This is a genomic window from Actinosynnema sp., from assembly GCF_052038725.1.
Genome location: NZ_JBQGCX010000964.1, coordinates 1 through 3,796 on the forward strand (window position 1 = coordinate 1; position 3,796 = coordinate 3,796).

Sequence of the window (3,796 nt, forward strand, 5' to 3'; positions counted from 1 at the left end):
GCCCGCCGCCCGCCCGGCGCGCCCCGCTTCCCCCGCCCGTTTTCGCCGGGGGCTTGCGGCCGCGGTTTTTGACCGCTTTGGCGATCAACAACGACCCGGACGTGATCATCGCGGACGAGCCGACCACCGCACTGGACGTCACCGTGCAGGCGCAGATCCTGGACACGCTGCTGCGCATCCGGGACGAGACGAACGCGGGCATCATGATCATCACCCACGACCTCGGCGTCGTGGCGGGCATGGTCGACCGCGTGCAGGTCATGTACGGCGGCACGGTCGTCGAGCAGGGCGGCGTGGACGAGGTCTTCGAGGCCCAGCGGATGCCCTACACCGTCGGCCTCATCGGCTCCATCCCGAACCCGCAGATGCTCGGCAGGCGGCTCACGCCCATCAAGGGCACGCCGCCGTCGCTGATGAACCTGCCCAAGGGCTGCCCGTTCTCGCCGCGCTGCCCGCTCGCGGTCGACCAGTGCCGGGAGACCGAGCCCCTGCTGCTGGAGACCGACCGGGCGAACCACTTCGCCCGCTGCCACCGCTCCGCCCACCTCGCGACCATCCCGAACCCCCAGCGGCTGTTCGCCACGGAGGAGATCGGCGTCGTGGAGAACCCGGCCGCACTGACCGCCGCGAATCCCGGCATCCCCGTCATCGAGGACGCCACCGCGGTCGAGGCGCGCCTGCACGAAGGGGAGAACCCGACCTCATGAGCACCTCGACCGACACCCCCGCCCGGCAGCCCGGCGCGAGCCGCACCCCGCTGCTGGAGGTCAAGGACCTGGTCAAGGCCTTCCCCGTGCGCGGCGGCGGCATCATCCCCCGCACGGTCGGGCAGGTGCAGGCCGTCTCCGGCGTCACCTTCGACCTGCACGCGGGCGAGACGCTCGGCCTGGTCGGCGAGTCCGGCTGCGGCAAGTCCACCACCGGTCGCGCCATCCTCCAGCTGCACAAGCCCACCTCGGGCTCGGTGAAGTTCGAGGGCCGCGAGCTGACCAAGCTCAAGGGCGGCCAGCTGCGCGGCGTGCGCCGGGACATGCAGATCGTGTTCCAGGACCCGTACGCGTCGCTGAACCCGCGCTGGCAGATCAACGAGCTCATCTCCGAGCCGTTCAAGATCCACGGCGTGGACGGCGGCGAGGGCCGCAGCGTGCAGCAGCGGGTCAACGAGCTCATGGAGCTGGTCGGCCTCAACCCGGAGCACCGCAACCGCTACGCCCACGAGTTCTCCGGCGGCCAGCGCCAGCGCATCGGCATCGCCCGCGCGCTCGCGCTGAACCCGAAGCTGATCGTGCTGGACGAGCCGGTGTCCGCGCTGGACGTGTCCGTGCAGGCCGGCGTGGTCAACCTGCTGGAGGAGCTCCAGGAGCGCCTCGGCCTGGCCTACCTGTTCGTGGCGCACGACCTGTCCGTGGTGCGGCACATCTCCGACCGGGTCGCCGTGATGTACCTCGGCAAGATCGTCGAGATCGGCGACCGCGAGGAGATCTACAGCAAGCCGACGCACCCGTACACGCAGGCGCTGCTGTCGGCCGTGCCGGTGCCGGACCCGAAGCTGGAGCGCAGGCGCCAGCGGATCGTGCTCACCGGCGACGTGCCGTCCCCGGTGAACCCGCCGTCGGGCTGCCGGTTCCGCACCCGGTGCTGGAAGGCGCAGGACATCTGCGCGACCGAGGAGCCGAAGCTGGAGCGCAGGGCGGGCAGCCAGACCCTGTCCGCGTGCCACTTCGCCGAGGTCAAGCCGATGATCGTCGGCTAGTCGGCGGTCCGCCGACAGGTCTTCAGCGCCCGCGCGGGGTCCTCGCCCCGCGCGGGCGCTGTCGTGCTCGGGGAGAGCACTGGCCCGCCTCCCCGGCCTGCCCCGCCGCAACCTCTACGCTGGTCGGGTGACGCTCACCGCCCCACCCCGGTTGCTGCTGGTCCACGCGCACCCCGACGACGAGAGCCTGTGGACGGGCGGCACGATCGCCCGCTGCGCGGCGGACGGCGTGCAGGTCACCGTGGTCACCTGCACCCTCGGCGAGGAGGGCGAGATCATCCCGCCCGCGCTGCGGGAACTCGCCGCCGACGCCGCCGACCAGCTCGGCGGCTACCGCGTCGCCGAGCTGCGCGCCGCGTGCGCCGCGCTCGGCGTGACCGACCACCGGTTCCTCGGCGGCCACGGCCGCTGGCGCGACTCCGGCATGGTCGGCACCGCCGCCAACGCCCACCCGCGCGCCTTCGTCGCCGGGTCGGCCCAGGAGCAGGCCGACGAGCTGCTCGCGATCATCAACGCGGTGAAGCCGCAGGTCGTGGTGACCTACGACGCGTTCGGCGGCTACGGGCACCCCGACCACATCCGGGCGCACGAGATCACCGCGGCGGCCGTCGCGGCGTCGAGCGGGGTGGAGCGGCTGTTCCACACCGTGACCTCCCGCGAGGAGACCGAGGCGGGCGCCCGCGAGCTGGCCGCGCTGGCGGACCTGCCGTTCCGGCTGCCCGAGCCCGGCGAGCTGCCCGCCGTCGACGACGCGGTCATCACGACCACGATCGACGTGTCCGAGCACCTGATGGCCAAGCTGCGGGCGCTGCGCGCGCACACCACGCAGGTGACGGTGTGGCAGGACGGGGCGGGCGGGGCCAGCTACGCGCTGTCCAACGGGATCGCCCAGCCGGTGCTGCCGAACGAGCACTACGTGCTGGCGAGCGGGCCCGCGGCGGGCGCGGAGCACGACCTGTTCGGCGGGTTGGGCGGCTGATGGCGGCCGACGACCGGACAACCGGGGGCGCGGACGTCGGCGCCGCCCCCGGCACGGCGGCGCGCCCGCAGCTCCGCGACCGGATGGGCCTGGACGACCGGGTGGCCCACGCGGCGGTGCTGGTCCAGACGGCCGTGCTGGCGGTGCTGGAGCTGTTCTTCCTGCCGCTGCGCCTGGACGGCACCCTCCTGCCCGCCGTGGGCGGCTGGCCGTTCCCGATCTCGGTGGTGGTGGCGGCGGTGTCGATGCCGCTGCTGGTGATCGCGGCGTCGAGCTGCTCGCGCAAGATGTCGGTCGCCGCGTCGCCGCTGCTGGTGTGGCTGGGCGTGCTGCTGGTCCTGGGCGTGTTCGGGCCCGGCGGCGACGTCGTGCTGGCCAACGACTGGCGCACGCTGGCGCTGTTCGGCGCGGGCGCGCTGCCGGGGGCGGTCGCGCTGGGCGCGATCATGGGGCGCCCGGCCTGAGCGTGCGCCGGGGCGGGCCGCCGTCGGGCGCCGGGTGCCGGGCCGGGCGCGTGGCGGGTGGTTCGCGGGCGCGCTCGGGGGTAGGCGTTGGGGTGTGGGCTCGTCCGGCGCCCGCCGGGCGGGTGCGGTGGGCGCGGGGAGGTTGACGTGGGCGGCATAACCGATCGGGACGTGGTGCTGGCGCTCCGGCCGTTCGTCCGGGCCACCGGGCCGGTGCTGGCGGCGGTGCGGGACGTGGACCTGCTGGGGCTGCGCGAGCGCGAGATCGGCTCGGGCGTGGACCGCGGGGCCGTCGACCGGCTGCGGGACCAGTTGGCCGCGCTCCGGGTGCCGGGCACGGCGGCGTGGGCGGCGATGGGCGTCGAGCAGCGCGACGACTGGTGGGCCAACCGGCTCGGCAGGCTGCTCGCCCTGCTCGCGGCGGCCCCCGGCGTCGGCGGCGCGCTGGCCGACCGCCTGCCGATCCAGTCCTCGCTCGGCGCGGCCGGGCAGGGGCTGCTGCTGGCGGCGTTCGCGGGGGAGCGGGGCGTCGACTCGGTCGAGGACCGGGTGCGGCTCATCGCGCACGTGCTGTTCCAGCGCGAGGTCGACGGCAGGCTC

4 protein-coding genes and 1 pseudogene are annotated in these 3,796 nt (G+C 74.5%); all 5 read left to right on the top strand.

What is annotated here, in order from left to right:
- Positions 1–77 precede the first annotated feature (77 nt).
- Positions 78–707, top strand: coding sequence for an oligopeptide/dipeptide ABC transporter ATP-binding protein (locus ACTUAL_RS20515; RefSeq protein ID WP_440901384.1), 630 nt, complete (start codon positions 78–80; stop codon positions 705–707).
- The gene (locus tag ACTUAL_RS20520) at positions 704–1,753 is read left to right on the top strand and encodes an ABC transporter ATP-binding protein (RefSeq protein ID WP_096491519.1); all 1,050 of its coding nucleotides are present in this window, start codon (positions 704–706) and stop codon (positions 1,751–1,753) included. The genes ACTUAL_RS20515 and ACTUAL_RS20520 overlap by 4 nt, the downstream gene beginning before the upstream one ends.
- A 127-nt stretch (positions 1,754–1,880) precedes the next feature.
- Positions 1,881–2,732, top strand: coding sequence for an N-acetyl-1-D-myo-inositol-2-amino-2-deoxy-alpha-D-glucopyranoside deacetylase (mshB, locus tag ACTUAL_RS20525; protein ID WP_096491520.1), 852 nt, complete (start codon positions 1,881–1,883; stop codon positions 2,730–2,732).
- On the top strand, positions 2,732–3,196 hold the full coding sequence (locus tag ACTUAL_RS20530; protein WP_440901385.1) for a hypothetical protein: 465 nt from the start codon (positions 2,732–2,734) through the stop codon (positions 3,194–3,196). The genes mshB and ACTUAL_RS20530 overlap by 1 nt, the downstream gene beginning before the upstream one ends.
- A gap of 147 nt (positions 3,197–3,343) precedes the next feature.
- Positions 3,344–3,796 (top strand): annotated as a pseudogene (locus ACTUAL_RS20535) (hypothetical protein); the annotation flags it as partial.

What these genes read in the sequence shown, in the direction of transcription:
- ACTUAL_RS20530 (WP_440901385.1), top strand. Translation starts at nt 2,732, where the DNA reads ATGGCGGCCGACGACCGGACAACCGGGGGCGCGGACGTCGGCGCCGCC.
- ACTUAL_RS20520 (WP_096491519.1), top strand. Translation starts at nt 704, where the DNA reads ATGAGCACCTCGACCGACACCCCCGCCCGGCAGCCCGGCGCGAGCCGC.